At 53.1% G+C, this 17,371-nt stretch carries 13 protein-coding genes and 5 pseudogenes; 13 read left to right on the top strand and 5 right to left on the bottom strand.

What is annotated here, in order from left to right; all coding sequences use genetic code 11:
* The first annotated feature begins 21 nt into the window (after positions 1-21).
* The 4 genes from AC1D2P_RS09640 to AC1D2P_RS09625 all read left to right on the top strand — a co-directional run bounded on the left by AC1D2P_RS09640 (position 22) and on the right by AC1D2P_RS09625 (position 2,755).
* On the top strand, positions 22-939 hold the full coding sequence (locus AC1D2P_RS09640) for a fumarylacetoacetate hydrolase family protein (RefSeq protein WP_258668165.1): 918 nt from the start codon (positions 22-24) through the stop codon (positions 937-939).
* Between the two features lie 263 nt (positions 940-1,202).
* Entirely contained in the window at positions 1,203-1,523 is a 321-nt protein-coding gene (locus AC1D2P_RS09635) for an antibiotic biosynthesis monooxygenase family protein (protein WP_408980984.1), read from the top strand.
* Complete coding sequence (locus AC1D2P_RS09630; protein ID WP_258668164.1) at positions 1,510-1,824, top strand: helix-turn-helix domain-containing protein; 315 nt, start codon at positions 1,510-1,512, stop codon at positions 1,822-1,824. The genes AC1D2P_RS09635 and AC1D2P_RS09630 overlap by 14 nt, the downstream gene beginning before the upstream one ends.
* A gap of 163 nt (positions 1,825-1,987) precedes the next feature.
* On the top strand, positions 1,988-2,755 hold the full coding sequence (locus tag AC1D2P_RS09625) for a polysaccharide deacetylase family protein (protein ID WP_258668163.1): 768 nt from the start codon (positions 1,988-1,990) through the stop codon (positions 2,753-2,755).
* 146 nt (positions 2,756-2,901) lie between these two features.
* Here AC1D2P_RS09625 and AC1D2P_RS09620 read toward each other — a convergent pair.
* Positions 2,902-3,243: pseudogene (locus AC1D2P_RS09620) on the bottom strand (integrase core domain-containing protein); the annotation flags it as partial.
* 289 nt (positions 3,244-3,532) lie between these two features.
* A pseudogene (tnpC, locus tag AC1D2P_RS09615) lies at positions 3,533-4,120 on the bottom strand (IS66 family transposase); the annotation flags it as partial.
* A gap of 25 nt (positions 4,121-4,145) precedes the next feature.
* Here tnpC and AC1D2P_RS09610 point away from each other — a divergent pair.
* The 4 genes and pseudogenes from AC1D2P_RS09610 to AC1D2P_RS09595 all read left to right on the top strand — a co-directional run.
* Positions 4,146-4,420 (top strand): annotated as a pseudogene (locus AC1D2P_RS09610) (IS66 family transposase); the annotation flags it as partial.
* Positions 4,421-4,504: 84 nt separating this feature from the next.
* Positions 4,505-5,180 (top strand): annotated as a pseudogene (locus AC1D2P_RS09605) (DUF3313 domain-containing protein).
* Between the two features lie 268 nt (positions 5,181-5,448).
* Complete coding sequence (locus tag AC1D2P_RS09600; RefSeq protein WP_477811407.1) at positions 5,449-6,819, top strand: hypothetical protein; 1,371 nt, start codon at positions 5,449-5,451, stop codon at positions 6,817-6,819.
* 208 nt (positions 6,820-7,027) lie between these two features.
* On the top strand, positions 7,028-7,828 hold the full coding sequence (locus tag AC1D2P_RS09595) for a SphA family protein (RefSeq protein ID WP_258668161.1): 801 nt from the start codon (positions 7,028-7,030) through the stop codon (positions 7,826-7,828).
* Positions 7,829-8,230: 402 nt separating this feature from the next.
* Here the strand turns inward: AC1D2P_RS09595 and AC1D2P_RS09590 are convergent.
* Positions 8,231-8,604 (bottom strand): annotated as a pseudogene (locus AC1D2P_RS09590) (transposase); the annotation flags it as partial.
* Positions 8,605-8,993: 389 nt separating this feature from the next.
* Here AC1D2P_RS09590 and AC1D2P_RS09585 point away from each other — a divergent pair.
* The 5 genes from AC1D2P_RS09585 (at position 8,994) to AC1D2P_RS09565 (ending at position 15,687) form a co-directional block, all read left to right on the top strand.
* Entirely contained in the window at positions 8,994-9,545 is a 552-nt protein-coding gene (locus AC1D2P_RS09585) for a fimbrial protein (RefSeq protein ID WP_258668160.1), read from the top strand.
* Positions 9,546-9,616: 71 nt separating this feature from the next.
* Positions 9,617-10,357, top strand: a complete 741-nt coding sequence (locus tag AC1D2P_RS09580; RefSeq protein WP_258668159.1) for a fimbrial biogenesis chaperone — start codon at positions 9,617-9,619, stop codon at positions 10,355-10,357.
* 240 nt (positions 10,358-10,597) lie between these two features.
* Positions 10,598-13,183, top strand: a complete 2,586-nt coding sequence (locus tag AC1D2P_RS09575) for a fimbria/pilus outer membrane usher protein (protein WP_258668158.1) — start codon at positions 10,598-10,600, stop codon at positions 13,181-13,183.
* Positions 13,184-13,285: 102 nt separating this feature from the next.
* Positions 13,286-14,299 carry a fimbrial protein gene (locus tag AC1D2P_RS09570; protein WP_258668157.1) on the top strand — a complete coding sequence of 338 codons (1,014 nt, stop codon included), beginning with the start codon at positions 13,286-13,288 and terminating at the stop codon, positions 14,297-14,299.
* Positions 14,300-14,595: 296 nt separating this feature from the next.
* A complete protein-coding gene (locus AC1D2P_RS09565; RefSeq protein WP_258668156.1) occupies positions 14,596-15,687 on the top strand; it encodes a fimbrial protein in 1,092 nt (363 codons plus the stop codon).
* A 139-nt stretch (positions 15,688-15,826) separates the two neighbouring features.
* On the opposite strand, the gene AC1D2P_RS09560 is transcribed toward AC1D2P_RS09565, so the two are convergent.
* Positions 15,827-16,477, bottom strand: a complete 651-nt coding sequence (locus AC1D2P_RS09560) for a response regulator (RefSeq protein WP_258668155.1) — start codon at positions 16,475-16,477, stop codon at positions 15,827-15,829.
* On the bottom strand, positions 16,474-17,371 hold an 898-nt coding region (locus AC1D2P_RS09555; protein WP_477811406.1), incomplete at its 5' end, for a response regulator. The genes AC1D2P_RS09555 and AC1D2P_RS09560, both read right to left, overlap by 4 nt.

The raw sequence follows: 17,371 nt of genomic DNA, 5'->3' as shown, positions 1-17,371 counted from the left end.
ACTTTTAGGAGACCCCACATCATGTCCTACTCCCTATCTACAATTCGCCATCAAGGCCAGCCCACTCCAGTTATAGAGGTGGGCGGCAAATACTGGAGCCTCGCCGAAGTCGCCCCCGAGCTTCTGCCACCGCACGGATGCGGGCTGATCGAGATTTTCAAAAATTGGCAAGCTAACGAGACGAAACTGCTGGCGCTAGCCTTGCAGCTGTTGGAAGGCATCCATCCGGTTCGCGCCCTCGAAGTCGACCCACAGGACGATGACTTCCTCACCCCCCTGCAGTTCCCGTCGAAGATAATTATGACCGGCGCGAACTACTGGGATCACGTGCGTGTAGACATGAAGATGACCGACTTTCGAAAGGAGGACTTCGACCCACTGTTCTTCCTCAAGCCCGCCACCGCGCTGACGGGTTCTGGCAAGTCGGTGCGCTATCCGATCCAGTCGAACGCCCTCGACTGGGAAGTCGAGCTGGCAGTAGTGATTGGCAAAGGCGGCAAGCGCATCCAGCTTGAAGACGCGATGTCCCATGTGGCCGGCTATGCCATTGGCCTGGACCTGTCTGCTCGCGACTGGCAAATGAGTGACCGCCATCCGAAGAAGTTTGATCTGTTCGGCGGTAAGGTCCTCGACGACAGTAGCCCGTTCGGCCCGAAGATCGTCCCGTCGCGCTACATCAATCCGGAAAGCCTCGATATCAAACTATGGGTGAATGGTGAGCTCAAACAGAACTCCAACACGCGTGAAATGATCTGGTCGATTGCGGAGCAGATTTCCGCGATATCCCAACATCTCACTCTCGAACCGGGCGACCTCCTGTTCACAGGATCGCCGGCAGGTGTTGGTTTCGTCACCGGCACCTACCTCAAACTCGGTGACAAGATCGAAGCGGAAATTACCGGGCTCGGACACCTCAACGTAGAGATCGTCGAAGAATAAACATCGAGCGTATTTGCGAGAGTTCGGCGCTGACCATCTTTCAGCATATCGATGGCATTCGCTGATGCGGTAGCGACTTGGATATCAGGAAGCTTGTCCACCCCCAATTGCTGCCACGTCAGAGCTCATGCGCTTGACGGCTTCCGGCCTCGTACCCAACGAACCGAGGGCGTTGACCTGACGGCCAGCGCCCTCGGAATAATCCACGAGATGGCTGCCCTGTTGAAGCATTCTGGCGACAGGGTTCCTTGATAGGTGATGCCATGTTGATCAAAGCGGTGAGCATACTGGAGAAAACTGTTCCTCGATGGGCAGAGGTAGGCTTGGAGCGTTGTGTTGCGCAAATTTCAATCCGATTTCGAGATGCTCCTGGATGCCTGGCATATGGGCTGGCCCGCAGTATCCGCAAACCAGATTTATGGGTACTAAGCGGCTATTGGTCGAATCGGAACGAGATGGATCGGCACTTCCAATCCGATCAAATCCCAGGCCTAGCAAAAACACTCGATAAGTACGGTGTGAGGATTTGCTTCAACAGTTTCTCCGATTTCAACTGCGAGGAGCCTGTGCATGCCATTCGATGAGGAGATCTTCTACAAGTTTGATCTCAATGCCTTAGTGACCTTCATGGTTGTATACCGGGAAAAAGGTGTGTCCCGCGCCGCTCGGATGTTGAATGTCACTCAGCCTGCCGTGAGCAACTCATTGGGCAAGCTACGCCGTAGATTTGACGATCGTCTTTTCATACCCCGTGGCAAATACGTGGAGCCGACACCAAAAGCAGTACAGATAGCGGAATCGCTGGCGCCTGCTATGTCCCAATTCCAAGCAATTATCGGTTCAGCAATTTTCCATGAAGGACAATCGGAAGGTGCAAATTTCTGATTGGAACCAAGGTGATTCGCGGATCTTCAGCGCAGATCAGCCAGCTAAGTCATTAGGTCTTAAACAGTAGCTCAGCAACGACGTGTTGTACTAGGTAAATTGCGGTTCAAGTAGTAGCTGGGTATAAGATCACCTAGCGTTACCCAAGAGAGGATGTAATGACATGGTTCTAACAAAAAAAGGGGTGCTTTGCCTGACTTTTGACAATATGGGAAGCGCTGCGAAAGTTGGACGTCGGGAGGTGAGTGGTCCGGACCCCAAGGATAGAGATCTTGTTCTTGGTTATCCTCGCGTACTTGATTTACTTGACTCGTTGGATCTCAAGGCAACCTTTTTCATTGAGGGCTGGAATGCTTTGCATCATCCAGAGCACGTTACTGAACTGATCAAGCGCGGCCACGAGGTGGGCCTGCATGGATGGGCTCATGAGGTTTTTCACCAACTCGACAGGATCGACGCCGAGCGCGTGCTCATTGATGCACTGGCGGCATTTCGAAACATTGGCGTCGAACCTCGCGGTTTCCGGGCCCCAGGCGGTACACGTGGGAAGTACACGGTGGAAATCCTGCAGAAACTTGGCCTTGTATACGACAGCAGCGTCGAAGACCCCGCAGTGACCATGACCCCTAGACTACTTGAGGGCGGCATTGTGAATGTGCCATGGCAGTGGCCGCTGATCGACTATTACCAGTACTACATGCACCCTGATGGCCCGCGTACTCCGGCCCAGCTAGAGAGTTACTGGAGTGCACAGTTGGAGCAAGCCGCCGCAGGCGCGGAACTCATCACTTTCATCATCCATGCGTTTGTGTCTGGGGTGGACGACGAGCACCTATCAGTAATCGAACGATTGCTCAGAAAGGCCAAGGCGGATAGCCGATTGGAAATACTCACGGCATCCGAAGTTGCAGACCGAGTCCAGATGGACTAGCGGCAAAGCGGTCGACTTGAATTACTAGCAGAAAAAATGGCGAGAGGGATGCGATGGGATTCTGGATGTTAACCTCCAGAATCTGCTCCTTGAAGAATCCAAGTATCGAGTGACGGCATTGTGAACGCAGTAATGCCTTTACTGGCTCAGTTTTCGGTCAGCGGCAACAGAATGGCATGGCGATGCTTTTGTAGTGGCCAACTAATCCCGGACACGACGTTAAGTTTTTCTTCGGCCCGAGCTAGCGCCAGCCCACCGTTGAATTGATGGGGTCGAACCCAGTTGTACCGATGCATCAAGAATTGGCTGATATCGCGCTGGGCTTCTTGAGCAGTTCTGTAGCCCATGGTCGGTATCCATTCAGTTTTCAAGCTGCGGAACACACGCTCCATCGGCGCATTGTCCCAACAACTTCCCCGGCGACTCATGCTCTGGCGCATTCGATAACGCCACAGCCGCTGGCGAAATAAACGAATCGTATACTGGTTTAAATACTAGATATTTTAGATTTATTTTGCCCTTCACGCGCCGTAGTCAGCAGAAAAATCTAAAGATCTGGCTTTATGCGCTTTTATGCAAAAACTCATAACTTGGCTGCATGCATGTCTCGGCGACGATAAACCAAGTGTGCAGGAGGCTGGGTAAAAAAGGGTGGATAAAACCGTCTCTCAATATCCTAGGCCTTTGGGGCGTTTCTACCGATCAGAATACGAGGCGCGTTGGGCAACTCTGAACGGTGACGGTTCGTAAGCGTCCGCCCAACTCACCTTGTGTAAGTCAGGAAGGCATCCACTGATGCGGCAGCAGTTGGTCGATATCGCTTGCCCGCTGCGTCGGCAGCCGCGTCAGCACATCTTTGAGATAGGCATACGGATCATGCCCATTCATGCGCGCCGACTGGATCAAACTCATGATCGCAGCTGCCCGCTTGCCGCTGCGAAGCGACCCGGCGAACAACCAGTTCGAGCGTCCAAGCGCCCACGGCCTTATCTGATTTTCGACCGCGTTATTATCTATGGGCACAGCGCCGTCCTCGACATATCGAGTCAGTGCCGTCCAGCGCTTGAGGCTGTAATCCAGCGCTTTGGCAATAGCCGATCCTTCGGGCACAAGGTCGCGCTGGGCCAACATCCAGGTATGCAGTGCGTCGATAAGGGGTGCCGCTTTTTCCTGGCGTATTCGCCAGCGATCGTCGTCGGTCATCTCCCGCGCTTGCCGTTCAATTTCGTACAACCCGCCAATTGAGTGCAGTGCCTGTTCGGCTAGTTGGCTTTTGTTCGTCGCGTGCAGATCGAAAAACTTGCGGCGGGCGTGGGCCATGCAGCCGATTTCGGTGATGCCTTGCTGGAAGCTTGCTTTGTAGCCGCCATTATGTTTTGCAACTCATAACGCCGGTTACAAGGCCAGCTTCGAACTTGGCGTGACCGAGATCGGTTGCATGGCCCACGCGCGGCGAAAGTTCTTCGGACTACACACCACCAACAAGAGCACGCTTGCCGAGCAGGCCCTGCGCTACTGCTGTGCGAAATCGAAAGTAAAATCCGCGACCTGCAGTTGGATATACACCGCCAAATACGGCAAGAAAAAGCCGTAGCGGTGATGGATACGTTGCATGCCTGGATGATCGCCCAGCGTGAGCTGGTGCCCGAAGGTTCGGCTATCAGCTGCCATGAACTGAGTTCGGGGTGCATTTTCCTGGATATTGGCTATACCTATCGCGTCCGAAATGGAAACCAAATAGGAGCAATTATGAAAGGAGCGCTTGCTGTGGGACCGGTTRGCGCCCTAGCGATGGGATTGGCTGGTTGCTCTAGCAGTACAGTGGATACGAGCCAATATTCCAGTTTTCTCCATGATTACCGCCGACTTTCACAAGGTCAGTCACCCTCGGGCGGTACGGTAATGAAATGGATCGCCCCAAAGCTGGACCTCAGCAACTACAGCGGTGTCTATGTCGAGCCCAGTCAGTTCTATCCCAGGCCACAACCGACCGAGAAAATCTCCCAGCAGCCTCTTAATGCCATCACTGTCTACTATGACCAGGCGCTCAAGCGCGAACTGGGTAAGTCGCTGCCATTGGCAACAGGGCCCCGCCCAGGGGGGATTGTGGTGCGTCCTGCCATCACTGGCGTCAATAGCAATAGCAAGACCCAGAGCCTCAAACCTTACGAACTCATCCCCATAGCCCTAATGGTTGCTGCGGTCAGTACGGCTTCAGGTATCCGCGATCAGGAAGTTGACATCGCGGCTGAGGCCGACTTTCTCGAAGGCAACAACCAGCAAGTAATCGCTCAAATGGTTCTCAAGGGCACCGGCCAGCCGCTGGAAAACGATACTCAAAACTCACCTCCAGGACGTGAAGGCCGTTTTGGACGGCTGGGCTTCAGACCTGCATCAGTCGTATCTCAAGTTGAAGACGCGCTGATCTCAGCCACGTTGTTTTCTTTGTCAGGATGTTATCCACCGAGGTAAACGCTATGAAATTTGCTGCCCTATATGCTGCTCTCCTGCTCATAGCGCCGTCCGCTTTCAGTGCTGCTGTCGTACAGCCTCCTCGCAACCCATTTCTTGCGGACTCGAATTACAGCATGGGCCACGCCAACTCAGCCCAAACCGATTCAACGGTTGATCCAGGCCCCGTAGGGCCCACACGTCAGCTTCGCGACGATGAGATGCGCTACCAGGACTTAGGGATGTTCAACTTGGCCTACGTAATCTCCAGTCCTTACAAGGATGGTAAGCGGGTGGTCTGGACGAACGGTAGTCAGTTCATGACTAAGCTAGACCACGACACGTTTGATATCGTGGCTACCCTGCGTCTGCCTGGCGAGGATCATGCAGATGTGCTCACGCATGAGCGTCTGCTAACCGCGCTCGACGCGAAGTCGAGCTTTGATGAGAAGTGGGCGGTTGTGCAGAAGTCTGGGTATCCGCCGATCTCAGGCGTTTACACTCTGCTTGATAAAGACAATCAGTACGTTGTTGCTGGTAAAGGCTTTATCCGGGTGTATGGCGATTCGACACCTGGAGACCGACTTTCGGGCATCGTCGTAAAAGGGCAGTGGGATCAGCCTAAAGATGTCACTGGCGAATTCATCGGGATGAACATGACATTTGACGGGCGCATCGTCCTGGCGACGTCCGACGGCTATGTCATAGCGCTCTCGCGTGACTTTAATGATGTGAAGACCATCCGCCTCCCCGGTGCTGAGCAGGAGGTACCCAAACAACCAAAGGGTTTAGGCTGGCTGCGTAACAGTTTCGCAATTGATGAGAATGGCGGTATCTACATCCCCTCCCAACATATCCTGCACAAAGTGGTTTGGAACGGTTCCAAGCTATMGACTAGCGAGCAGGACGGTGCATGGAACGAGCCTTTTCGAAATTCGCTTGAACGGGGCAGCGGATCGACGCCCACTCTCGTCGGCTTCGGCAACGAGCCCGACAAACTGGTAGTCATCACCGATGGCGACAAGTTGATGAATGTGACGGCTTACTGGCGAGATGATATCCCTTCGGATTGGAAGCAGCTGCCAGACGCCCCATCACGCCGGATCGCAGGTTTGCGTCCCGCTAATTTCGGTGACCCTAAGCTAACTGCTGCGCAATCTGAGCAGTCCGTCGTGACTTCCGGCTACGGCATGGTAGTGGTCAACAACGAGCCTCGTAATGTGCCCACCTCAATCATAGACGACCGGTTATCGAAAAAGATGTTTATTGGATATCTCGCATATCTGAAGGAATATCAGCCGCGTGGTGTACAAAAATTCGAATGGAATCCCAAGACGCGCACGCTCAATCCAGCCTGGGTTAACAATGACGCCAGCGATATAAACGGAGTCCCATTTGTTTCGACGGGTTCAGGGACTGTGTACATGATGGGTGCGCGAGATGACCAGTGGACTCTTGAGGGCGTTGATTGGGCTACAGGCGCATCTAAGTTCCATTACGTACTAGGAGGCGCACGCTTCAACAGCTTTTATTCGCAGCCCGTGATCGATGCCGAGGGACGCGTGATGGTCAGTGCGCTGTACGGCGCATTAAGGCTCCAGCCTAAGCCGTAAATCTCGAAAAAAATCGGAGGGGCCGAGGCATCAGGCCCCTTTCGTTTCCGGGAGCATTGGGGATAACGGAATGAGTTGTAGATGGCTAGTAGGCATTTCTGCTTTGATTTCAGTGATGGCTTCGCACGCGGACGAAGGAGGCCTGAGTTTCTGGTTGCCTGGACAATTCGGTGCCCTGGCTGCGGTTCCTACCGCGCCAGGATGGAGCTTGGCGTTTGTCTATTACCATGCCAAAGCAAGCGAAGGTAGCGGGAAACCGTTTCCCCGAGGCGGCCGGACGACTCTGGGTGTCAACGCTGAAGCAGACCTGTTATTCCTGGGGCCAGCCTATACCTTCAGCGAACCTGTTTTCGGTGCTCAGGCGGCTGTTTCATTGATCGCGCCAGTGGGCCGCTCCAAAGTAAGTGTCGATGCAACACTTACAGGCCCCCGTGGACGGAGCTTCTCCGGAGGTACCGACGACGCGCTATCTGGCAGCGGTGATGTCTACGTACAGGGCAGCTTGAAATGGAATCACGGATCTCACAACTTCATGGTGTACAGCATGGGAAACCTGCCTGTCGGCGCTTATGATCCAGATCGTTTGGTCAATCTAGGCCTGGGACATGCCGCTCTAGACGTCGGCGGCGGCTATACCTTTTTTGACCGGGAAAACGAATTTACGGCAGTGGCGGGGATCACTTACAACTGGGAAAACACCGACACCCGTTACCAGAATGGGATAGATGCTCACTTGGACTGGAGCGCCTCACACTTCTTCACGGACGAGACCCACCTCGGCTTGGTTGGCTACTTTTATCATCAAATGACCGGCGATAGCGGATCTGGTGCTACACAAGGAGACTTCAAGTCCAAGGTCACCGCCGTGGGGCCCCAACTTGGGCATTTTTTCAAAGTAGGAAAGCAGACCTGGTATGCCAACCTAAAGGGCTATTATGAGTTTGACTCAAAAAAACGAGCTGAAGGCTGGAACACGTGGCTAGCACTGGTCATTCCCTTGCCTGAGTGACGTTCAAATTCCGCCCGGAGGTGCGATGCTCATCAAAAAAGCCCGTTGGGCGCGCGCACTGTCGACAGCGCCTTGCCATATCGACTGGCTGATCATTGAGATGGCTATTTACGATCCTGCTGGCGCCCGGTTTTAAACTGTTAACTTTCGTAAACCCTCTCTGGACTTTGCAGGGCTATTCTTCAGCTCTGTATCAAAAAACAGACAAGGAGGTCTCATGGGCAATCAACCTCACGTGCATTGGACGCCACAATTTCAACCGATGCCGCGACCGCAAATACAACTTCTGAAAAAAGCTTAGATTTCATGATCTCCTCCACCCTTAGGCAGTGGCCTGCGTGAACGATCGCTCGACGCGTCCGGCGAATCGCTGAGCCGGATTTCGATCGTTTGAAGCTCCTACATTTGCGCTTTGAGCCTGCCGATTTTCTCTTCCAACCGCACGATGCTGGGCTCGGCAGCTGGGAGTTTGCCGTCAGGTAACGGCTGATGCTCGATTCAACCTCTTCCCTTCGCCGCTTCAGTTTGGCGCTGGTGAAATTGCGGTCGCGGTTGTTGACTGTTTTGAATTTGCTACCATCGATGGCGACCAGATGTTCTCCGAACAATCCCAACTGCTGACACAGCACAACGATCTGTCGCCAGACGCCTCGGATGGCCTTGCTGTTGGTCTTGAAGTCGGGCATCAAACACCCGGTCAGCCACATCAGTTCGACGTTGCGTTGAGCTTCTCGCTCTAGCCGTCGTCTCGACTGGATGCGGTTGAGATAACCGTAGCTAGATCTTCAACAAGACCGAGGATAGCACGCAGACCGGCCAGTAAACATACGGCCCTAATGTGCCATATAATATTTCGACAATCTCTACTTCCCTGCACCGAGCAATTTTCCGCTCAAACATTCAATAAACAATCACTAATTAGTAAAGTACTGCTTTCCGCTGACTTATATAAATTTCAGAATTTTCTTATTTACACTACATAATCACCGACACTCAAAACAACAAACCTCATGCCTTTCTGAATTTTAAGAGAATTCCTATATGGATCGACCGCTTCACGCATTACATTGCCCCCCGTCGCAACTGACACCACCCCTCTTCAAAGCTTAAGTTAATAGCGACTTGCTTCAAAATAAACCACACTTACCAACACCGAGGTTGTTTTATGCTCAAAACTCTATTGGCTCTTTCCGTCGCCGCCGGTCTGACTGTAGTATTCGCGCTACCAGCCCAAGCTTCCGATGGCACCATCAACTTCGTTGGTGCGATCAAAGATGTTACCTGTACCGTACAGGCCGCCGGAACCAGTGGTATTTCGACCGTCACTTTGCCGACCATCACCAAAAGCGCTTTGACCACTGTAGGTGCAACCGCAGGCGACACCAACTTCAACATTGAGCTGACCAACTGCTCGGGTACTGACGTTTCCGGTAGCGGTGTTGCTGTTCACTTCGAACCCGGTGTCAATGTGAATGCCAACGGACGCCTGACCAACAATGGTGCGGCCACCGGTGTAGATCTGGCTTTGTATGAAACCAACGCCGCAAGCCCGCTGAACCTGGGAGTAGCGCCGACTGCGGCATACAAATCCATGACCGGCGCTACACCGAACGGGTCCGCCACACTGCCTTACACAGTTAAGTACTATGCCACCAGCGCTACTCCAGGCGCAGGCACTGTAACTTCGAGCGTAGTTTATTCGGTCGTGTATTTCTAAACAGCGTGCCAGCGGATCGTTCAGGCGATCCGCTAACCCCTTAACAACACCCGCCATCCATATGAGACACCATGAAATCTTTTATCTTCTCTCAGTGCTTGCTTTCTGGGTTGATCCTGGCTGGCAGTTTGTTCGTTTCTCAAGCCCAGGCAGCCATCGTTATTAATGGCACCCGTGTGATCTACCCCTCCGATCAAAAAGAAATCAGCGTAAAACTCGATAACAACGGCGAAGCTCCCTTGCTCGTTCAGTCCTGGATCGACGAAGGTGATGCTCACTCCACGCCCGATAACTCAAAGGCACCTTTTGTTCTTACCCCGCCCATTGCCCGAATCGATAAGCATGAAGGGCAAACCTTACGGGTGCGCTTCACCGGTCAGAAGAGCCTGGCGCAGGACAGAGAATCGATTTTCTGGCTGAACGTGCTGGAAGTGCCCCCCTCCACCGATGATGGTCAGAACAAACTCAAAATTGCCTTCCGCAGTAGGGTCAAATTCTTTTATCGCCCAACGGCATTAAAGCTCGATACTTTGCAGATCGCACAGCAAATGCAATGGCGGTTGGTCAGGAATGCCGACTCATGGGGTTTGGACGCAACTAACCCTACACCCTATTACTTAAACCTGAGTGCTGTAAAAGTCGGTAGCGCCAGTGCAGAACTGGACCTGACAAACAGTATATTCGCACCTGGCGAACACAAGACATTGCCACTCAAGGGCACAACAGATGCACCAGGCGTAAAGCAAGTTGAGTTTTCTGCAATCAATGACTACGGAGGAATCCAAACGCTTATACAGCCTCTCACGCAGTAAACTTTACTGCTGAACCGCTCTGGTTGCATAAGGGTGTAATTTGGGCCATACACCCCGACACTTCAGCATTATTTTTCTGATTCTATTTGGGATGGAAGCACTGTTCCTCCAATTTTAAGCAGTCATAGCACCTATTCAGATCACGAACTCACAAGTTCCCGTGACGCTCTCCGGCTGCACGAAAGACGGCATTGGAAACAGTCACGCAGCCATTGAATCTTGTATGCAGGACTTTGAAACATGATCAAGCATTGCAACTACGGTCTCACTGTTATCAACGCTATGTCTGCTGCTCGTTTTTGCTTGAAGCCACTCACCGTCGCCATCATGTTTGCCGGTGGCAGCCTGGCGACCAGCGTCAGTGCCGTAGAAAATCGCGACACTTCCAAAGAGCTTGCCAGTTTCGACAACAGCATGCTTTGGGGCGCAGGCGCGCAGTCACTGAATGTCGACCGTTATAGCGAAGGTAACCCGGTCGAGCCTGGCACCTACAGCGTGGACGTCAGCCTCAATGGCACCCCTGCCGGTCGCTACGATGTCACCTTCGTTTCCGGGACAACTGCTGACCACGCCAAGCCCGAGTTGTCGATCGAGTTGCTTGAGAAGGTCGGCGTCAATACCGAAAAGCTTCAAAGCAGTACCGACAGCGCACCGGCTCACGATCTGCTCAATCTCATCCCGGATGCCACCTATCGATACAACAGTGCTGATCAACGGCTGGAATTGAGCATTCCGCAGGTAGCGTTGCTCAATCGTCCACGCGGTTATGTCAGCCCGACACGCTGGGATCGGGGTGTTGATGCGGCGTTCGTCGACTACAACGTCAACACCTACCAGACAACTAGCCAGGGTGTTCAGAACAATACCGCCTACGCGAACCTCAAGGCGGGCATAAACCTAGGTGACTGGCGCCTGCGCCAGCGTTCGACGCTGAACTGGGACAAACAAACCGGCAAGGACTACCAAGCTGTCGACAGTTATGCACAACGGGACATCGACACCCTGAGTTCTCAGCTGACCTTGGGAGACAGCTTCACCGACGGCGAACTGTTCGACACCGTCGCGACCCGAGGTGTGCGCATGGCAACTGACGATCGAATGCTGCCGGACTCTCAGCGCGGTTATGCTCCAGTCATCCGGGGCGTGGCCTCGACCAACGCCCGCGTCACCATCCGCCAGAACGGCTTCATCATCCAGGAAACCACCGTCGCACCGGGTGCCTTCGCGATCACCGACCTCAATCCCGCGAGCACCAGTGGCGACCTCGACGTCACAGTGACCGAGGCCGATGGCCAGGAAAAACATTTCATCGTGCCGTTTTCGTCGGTCAGCCGTTCTTTGCGCGAAGGTACGTCACGCTACACTGCGACAGTCGGCCAGGCTCGCGAACTGCCTTATGGGAGCAAACCGCTGGTTACACAGGGTACTTACCAGCGTGGCCTGACCAACCTCGTCACCGGTTACACCGGCTTTTCCGCCACCGAAGGCTACGGCTCGGCGATTCTCGGTGGCGTGTTGAACAGCGAATACGGCGCGATTGGTGCAGACCTCACCACGTCGAAAACCGATTTGGAAGGCAAGACCTTTACCGGTCAATCGGCCCGCGTGACCTATAACAAGATTCTGCAAAGCACCGGGACCAACTTCACAGTCGCTGCTTACCGTTATTCCACCGCAGGCTATTTCGGCATCAACGACGCTCTCAATGCCCGCGATCAATTGGACGCACTCGGAGATAGCCAAGGCGGTGTGGATTCGTTCCGACACGCCCGCAGCAAGGCACAACTCAACGTCAGTCAGAATCTCGGCAGCCGTTCTTACCTGTACATCAATAGCTCCGTACAGAGCTACTGGAACAGTTCGGGCACCGACAAGCAGTATCAGGCCGGTTTCAGCCAAAACTTCAGTTGGGGTAGCGCCGGTATAGGTGCCTCGCGTACCCAGGACATGTCGGGAAACGACACCACCCAATACATCTTCAACGTGTCCATTCCCTTGGGTTCGGCCAGTTCTCACAATCGGCCTTACCTGAGTGCGAGCGCCACTTCCAGCAGTGATGGCAGTGCCAATTTCCAAACGACCCTAAGCGGCACCAGCGGCGACGACCAATCGCTCAGTTATGGCATTACCAGCAGCAACAATCGTCCAGCCGAGGGCGACAGAACCACCAATATCAGTGGTAACGGGCAATACCGAACCTCCGCGGCCAACCTCAGCGCCTCCGCCAGTAAGGGCAACGATTTCCAGCAAGCGTCCTTGGGTGCGAGCGGTTCGGTGGTCGTCCACCCGGCCGGCATCACTTTTGGCCAGCCACTGGGTGACTCGATTGCGATTGTCGTTGCCCCTGATGCCGTAGGTGCAACGCTCACCAATGCAACAGGGGTAAAGCTCGATCAGAGCGGTCAAGCGGTGGTGCCTTACTTGAACCCTTACCGGATAAACACTCTGGAACTGGATCCGAAAGGCATTTCCGATGACGTAGAACTGCAGCGCACCAGTCAGGAAGTTGTTCCACGCAGTGGTTCGGTGATCATGGCCAAATTCAACACCGTCGCTGGCCGGGCGCTGCTGATCAACGCTCATCAAGTCGACGGCAAGCCTTTGCCTTTCGGTGCCGGGGTATACGATGAACAAGGGAAAGACGTGGGTGCGGTTGGCCAGGGCGGACAGATCTTTGCCCGGGTTGAGGGTGACCAAGGTACGTTGCGCATCAGCGGCGACGGCAAGGACTCCAGTCCATGCCACCTGGCCTATCAACTGGCCCCGAAGGTGAAAGACGAAGTTTCATCGAAGCTGGAAACCGTTGATCTGACTTGCAAGCGCTGAGAGTTACAAAACGCCGCAGACAACTTGTTTGATTGCGTAGATTCATTTCATCGTCCGCCGGTTGCTCCAGCCCAATACCTCCACAATTTATGAGGATCAAAAATGAATAATTGCCTGAACGTATTGAGCGGATCTCGCCGAACACTTTCTTTCTGGGTGTTACTGCTCGGGTTACTGCTCCCTCATGCGGCACAGGCTGCCTCAACCACCTGCATCTATCCAAATAATCCAGTATCTACGGTTTTACAGTTTAACAGTCCAGTCACCACTGCTGGCAGCAAAACGCTAAATACCGTATTGCAAAGTACTTATTCGAATCCAGGCTTGGGCTTGATGTCAAGTGCGGACAATGTAATTCAAACGGCTACGGTCAACGGCCCCCTCGCTCCAGGATTCACTAACGTTTACAAAACCAATTTAAATGGTATAGGAATCAAATTCCAAGCCACTTATGGTTGGCTTGGGGGGTTCAGCGATGCTCCATTCACAACAACTTTCAGCAAGACGGGGGCGGGAGGCGGCGTAAATTACGTCCAAGCCCAATTGGTTGTCATTGGCCCTATTCAGTCAGGTATCTTGACAGCGTTGCCCTCAATGACCATTAGTTATTCGGGTGACTGCAGCAACAGCCCCAGCGTAACTTGGAGTGTGGCAGACGGCACCGTCATCAATGCATTGACCTGCGCTGTCAGCGCCAGTTCAAAAAACCTTTCCGTTCCCCTTGGGATTGTAAAAACAAGCGAGTTTGGCGCTTCAGGCTCCACCGCCGGTAACGCCAACTTCAGCATCGCCCTGGAAAATTGCAGTACAGGAATCAACTTGTTTGCCACCTTCACGGATGCCAATAACCCCGGCAACACCTCAAATGTACTTAGCCTGACCAACGACAGTCAAACAGCCAGCGGTGTGGGGATTCGCCTCCTTACTGGCAACGGCGCAACAGTGCGTTTCGGACCTGACTCCTATTTGCCTGGTACGCTTAATCAGATGACATTGGGTCCTTCGTCAATAGGTACGGTCACCCTCCCCTTCACAGCAAGCTATGTGAAAACAAGCAACACCATCACCAGTGGCATTGCCAATGGAATAGTCACCTTCACCCTTTCATATCAGTGAAGGCACTTGTGCACTTGCGAGATCAGTTGGCGCGTATGACATCCTGATCGAGCCACCTTCTACAGCAAGCCGTTGCACAACGCATATCCATACAATTGCTTGTCTTGGCCCGGATAAATGGTAATCAAGGCAAGTTGCATATACGTAAATGGCAAGGTCTGGGGCAAAAGGCAAAGACGCATCGAACCTAGACGCGATTGATCTGACATGCAAGTATTGAGAGAAGCGATAGCATGAGGAAGCTTCAATAGCTGATCCCCCAAGAACAATCAATCAATTTAGTACGCTGGAAACCAATGAACCGTAATCGCTCAAATTCAAAAAAACACGTATCCGAATTCTTCGATGTACTCCGTTGGACGAATTACGTTATTCGTGCAATAGAAGGAGTTTTATTTTTTACCGGACTAGCGTTATCCCATGCCGCAAATGCGACTATCACCTGCACCACGACTTCCCCGGGCATCAGCGTTTCATTGCCTATATCGATCAGCCCTCCCCGCGACTTGAATCCTGGAGCGCCTCTGAGCGCCTGGATACAGCCTCCGGAATCGCAAATTCTCAGTGGCTGCACTGCTACCGATACAACCACGACCTACATTCAGGCTCGTAGCACTCTGATTGCAACCGGCAAAACCGTCGTTGATACTGGCATTACTTACACCGTGTATGAAACTAGTGTACCCGGTGTGGGCATAATTTTTTCGGCCAAAGACAAACACAGTGGCTTATTCGCGGTGCAAACATCATATACCGATCTACTTCAAGGCTGGTCGTCTTTCTGGGATGCCAGTGTAGCCATTCGATTGATAGCTACAGGCGAGCCAATCATCAGCGGAACCGTGGTCGGCGGCCAAGTGGGGTTGATGCGCGTTATAGAAAAAAGCAGTGGTAGCACGACCTCGGAGGTTCCACTCAATCTCGTAACATCCACCGTGGTACAGGCCAAAAGCTGCAGCGTCAGTGCAGGCTCAAGAAACTTATCTGTCCTCCTTGGTGAAGTTAGAACAAGTGATTTTGGTGTAGTCAGTACTACCGCAGGCAACGGCGACTTCAATATCGTACTGGAGAATTGTAGTAGTGGGATCAATCTATTTGCCACTTTCACCGATGGCAACAATCTGGCCAATATTTCTGATGTGCTCAGTTTAACGCCCGGTAACTCAGTGGCCTCCGGTGTGGGCATCCGCATTCGCAAAATCAATGGGCCCATCGTGAGCTTCGGCCCCGACTCGTCTTCGCCTGGCACATTGCATCAGCTAAGTCTGGGGGGGACAGTAGCAGGAACCATAACACTCCCCTTCACCGCAACTTATGTGAAAACCAATAACACTGTGAGCAGTGGTGTTGCTAATGGCGTTGTCACATTCACGCTTTCGTATCAGTGAAGGTACTGCACTCCCGGGGCCCGTTTGGCCGCGAGTAGAATCAGCATGGAACTAGCGAACGGCTACAACACTCTGTCGAAACTCCATACCAATATTTGCTGAGCAGGTTTTGTCGAGCAGTCTTGGTCGACACAACCCACTATAACAGGCCATTGCGCAAAGCGTATTCGTAGAGTTGTTTGTCGTTGGCAATCCCCAACTTCTGTTGTGCGGAAATCTTTTGGTGACTGATGGTTTTGACACTTCGATTCAGCACGGTCGCTATTTCCGAGACGGTATGCCCATTCACGAATAATCTCAACACTTCGGATTCTTTTTTTGAGAGCGCCTTGTGGCTCGCATCACCCCGCGAATTCAAATGATCGAGCTTGAAATCCTGGAGCAGTTTCTTGACCGCTGCTCCTATGTATTGCTGGCCTGAGGCGACCTGCCGAATCGCGTCGAGAACTTCATCCTGCCCTCCACTTTTCAGCAAAACCCCTTCGGTACCGGCGCAAATGATGTTCTCCAGGATCAACGGATTTGTCATCATGGTCAGGATGATCAGCTTTACTTGCGGATAGCGGCGTTTCACGAATGTCAGGAGAGTCAGCCCGTCGCCATGGGCGCCACCGGGCATGTAAAAATCGCTGATCAAAATGTCGGGTTTTACCTTATCCATCAGTGCGACGAGTTCAGTCGAGTCCGCAGCCTCACCATGAATTTCAATCCCCGGTTCGTGCTCAAGGGCCATACGAACACCTAACAAGACGATAGGATGATCATCGGCAAGTATTACCTTCAGGCTCATGAAGATGCCTCCAGAATAGGATTCAAAAACTGTTTCAGACGCTGCAGGTGCTCGTCGATCTGGGACAGTCGCCCTGACGCAGACAGTGTTTCAATCTGCGAGCAATTCTCGGCAGCGCCAATTAGTCCGACAGTGGCGAATGCACCTTTGAGTCGATGCGCATATTGAGAGACAACGACTGCATCCTCATCCGAGATCGCGGCCATCATGGTGGCCCAGTCACTTCTAGTGGTTGAAACAAACAATTCGCGCATGGAAGGTTTGATTCCATTCAATGTCGACAATATATTCGCGGTGGACGAATCTTCTTCGGGAGCATCAACTATGGCCCCCACAATGTTTAAGGCCTCTCGCAAACTCGCGAGTGAAAACGGTTTGGCGAGATGCGCATCCATCCCGGCCTGGCGACAACGCTCACCCTCCTCCGCATGAGCATTTGCGGTGACGCCCACAATCGGAATGTCAACTCCGTCTGCCCTCAACTGTCGGGCCAACTGGTAACCGTCCAGATGCGGCATGTTCACATCAGTCAACATCACGTCGAATGTGTCGCCACGCTGCCAGATTTGCAACGCCTCACGACCGTCAGAGGCCATCGTCACCTGGCAGCCCAGTTGCTCAAGCTGCTCGGTGAGGACCAGTTGGTTGATCGGATGATCTTCCACCGCCAACACGTGCAGCGCTTTGGGCGTTTCCGGATGCCGGTCGTTGTAGAGATTCGAGACTGTCGATACGTTTCCGTTAGCCAGTTGTAATGCCTGCAACAACCCTTGTTGACTGAGACTGCTCACATGCCAGCCGTCTTCACGCCATTGTGGGGTCGTGACACCATCGGGCTCCAGCCAAATAACCGCAGCGAAGTCCTCACAAATGTCAGGGTCAGGGTCGTGCGGT

It is taken from the genome of Pseudomonas sp. P1_F1_2, assembly GCF_056405815.1.
This window is presented reverse-complemented; position numbering and strand designations above follow the sequence as displayed.

Coding starts and splice junctions, on each gene's coding strand:
- AC1D2P_RS09570 (WP_258668157.1), top strand. CDS start 13,286: ATGAATAATTGCCTGAACGTATTGAGCGGATCTCGCCGAACACTTTCT.
- AC1D2P_RS09565 (WP_258668156.1), top strand. CDS start 14,596: ATGAACCGTAATCGCTCAAATTCAAAAAAACACGTATCCGAATTCTTC.
- AC1D2P_RS09580 (WP_258668159.1), top strand. CDS start 9,617: ATGAAATCTTTTATCTTCTCTCAGTGCTTGCTTTCTGGGTTGATCCTG.
- AC1D2P_RS09560 (WP_258668155.1), bottom strand. CDS start 16,477: ATGAGCCTGAAGGTAATACTTGCCGATGATCATCCTATCGTCTTGTTA.
- AC1D2P_RS09640 (WP_258668165.1), top strand. CDS start 22: ATGTCCTACTCCCTATCTACAATTCGCCATCAAGGCCAGCCCACTCCA.
- AC1D2P_RS09575 (WP_258668158.1), top strand. CDS start 10,598: ATGATCAAGCATTGCAACTACGGTCTCACTGTTATCAACGCTATGTCT.
- AC1D2P_RS09630 (WP_258668164.1), top strand. CDS start 1,510: ATGCCATTCGATGAGGAGATCTTCTACAAGTTTGATCTCAATGCCTTA.
- AC1D2P_RS09635 (WP_408980984.1), top strand. CDS start 1,203: ATGTTGATCAAAGCGGTGAGCATACTGGAGAAAACTGTTCCTCGATGG.
- AC1D2P_RS09585 (WP_258668160.1), top strand. CDS start 8,994: ATGCTCAAAACTCTATTGGCTCTTTCCGTCGCCGCCGGTCTGACTGTA.
- AC1D2P_RS09625 (WP_258668163.1), top strand. CDS start 1,988: ATGGTTCTAACAAAAAAAGGGGTGCTTTGCCTGACTTTTGACAATATG.